At 56.6% G+C, this 2159-nt stretch carries 1 rRNA gene; it reads right to left on the bottom strand.

Going from position 1 to position 2159, the window contains the following annotated elements:
• Positions 1-2159, bottom strand: a 23S ribosomal RNA gene (locus tag ABD979_RS19965); the annotation flags it as partial.

The raw sequence follows: 2159 nt of genomic DNA, 5'->3' as shown, positions 1-2159 counted from the left end.
CTACCTTAGGATGGTTATAGTTACCACCGCCGTTTACTGGCGCTTAAGTTCTCAGCTTCGCACTTGCGTACTAACCGGTCCCCTTAACGTTCCAGCACCGGGCAGGCGTCAGTCCGTATACATCGTCTTGCGACTTGGCACGGACCTGTGTTTTTAGTAAACAGTCGCTTCTCCCTGGTCTCTGCGGCCGATCACGCTTTCGCCAGCTAGTGGCGTCACGATCAGGGCCCCCCTTCTCCCGAAGTTACGGGGGTATTTTGCCGAATTCCTTAACCACGATTCACTCGATCGCCTTGGTATTCTCTACCTAACCACCTGAGTCGGTTTGGGGTACGGGCGGCTCGGACCTCGCTAGAAGTTTTTCTCGGCAGCATAGGATCACCCTCTTCCCGCATTCGCGGTCACTATCAGGTCTCAGGCTATGTGCGATCCGGATTTGCCTGGATCGCGCCCTACACCCTTGGACGTGGACAACCATCGCCACGCGGAGGCTACCTTCCTGCGTCACTCCATCGCTTGACTACTACGAGTTCGGGTCGTGCGCTCCACACACCCGGTAACCCCGAAGGGTTGGTGGGCGTGCTTCAGGCACTTAGCATCACACGGTTCATCAGGGGCGGTCCTTCGCCGGTTCCGGAATATCAACCGGATGTCCATCGACTACGCCTGTCGGCCTCGCCTTAGGTCCCGACTTACCCAGGGCAGATTAGCTTGACCCTGGAACCCTTGGTTATTCGGCGGACGGGTTTCTCGCCCGTCATTCGCTACTCATGCCTGCATTCTCACTCGTGTGGCCTCCACGGCTGGTTCACACCGCCGCTTCCCTGGCCACACGACGCTCCCCTACCCATCAACACGCCTGGACACCGAACCCGCAGGTGTCGGTGCCGAGCAAATATGTCAATGCCACAGCTTCGGTGGTGTGCTTGAGCCCCGCTACATTGTCGGCGCGGAATCACTTGACCAGTGAGCTATTACGCACTCTTTAAAGGGTGGCTGCTTCTAAGCCAACCTCCTGGTTGTCACAGCAACTCCACATCCTTTCCCACTTAGCACACGCTTAGGGACCTTAGCTGGTGATCTGGGCTGTTTCCCTCTCGACTACGGAGCTTATCCCCCGCAGTCTCACTGCCACGCTCTCACTTACCGGCATTCGGAGTTTGGCTAACGTCAGTAACCTGGTGAGGCCCATCAGCTATCCAGTAGCTCTACCTCCGGCAAGAAACACGTGACGCTGCACCTAAATGCATTTCGGGGAGAACCAGCTATCACGGAGTTTGATTGGCCTTTCACCCCTACCCACAGCTCATCCCCTCAGTTTTCAACCTAAGTGGGTTCGGTCCTCCACGCAGTCTTACCTGCGCTTCAACCTGGCCATGGGTAGATCACTCCGCTTCGGGTCTAGACCCAGCGACTCATTCGCCCTATTCGGACTCGCTTTCGCTACGGCTTCCCCACACGGGTTAACCTCGCCACTGAGCACTAACTCGCAGGCTCATTCTTCAAAAGGCACGCTGTCACCCCACACGCCCAACGGCGGGAGGCTCCAACGGATTGTAGGCACACGGTTTCAGGATCTATTTCACTCCCCTCCCGGGGTACTTTTCACCTTTCCCTCACGGTACTTGTCCGCTATCGGTCACCAGGGAATATTTAGGCTTAGCAGGTGGTCCTGCCAGATTCACACGGGATTTCTCGGGCCCCGTGCTACTTGGGATCCCCACCGGGAGTCCACACCATTTCGTCTACGGGGGTCGCACCCTCTATGCCGAGCCATTCAATGCTCTTCGACTATGACGCAGATTTCTCACTCCCTACCAAGATGTCAGTCTCGATGGGTGGGTCCCACGACCCCGAACGTGCAACGCCTGACAGCTATCACACACGCCCGGTTTAGCCTCATCCGCTTTCGCTCGCCACTACTCACGGAATCACTGTTGTTTTCTCTTCCTGTGGGTACTGAGATGTTTCACTTCCCCACGTTCCCTCCACACACCCTATATATTCAGGTGCGGGTGACTGGACTTGCCTCCAGCCGGGTTTCCCCATTCGGAAATCCTCGGATCACAGTCTGGTTATCGACTACCCGAGGCTTATCGCAGATTCCTACGTCCTTCTTCGGTTCCTGGTGCCAAGGCATCCACCGTGTGCCCTTAAAA

This window comes from Terrabacter aeriphilus, assembly GCF_039542985.1.
Taxonomy (GTDB): Bacteria; Actinomycetota; Actinomycetes; order Actinomycetales; family Dermatophilaceae; genus Terrabacter; species Terrabacter aeriphilus.
Note: the sequence above shows the minus strand (reverse complement) of the source record. Positions and strands in the feature narration are given on the sequence as shown.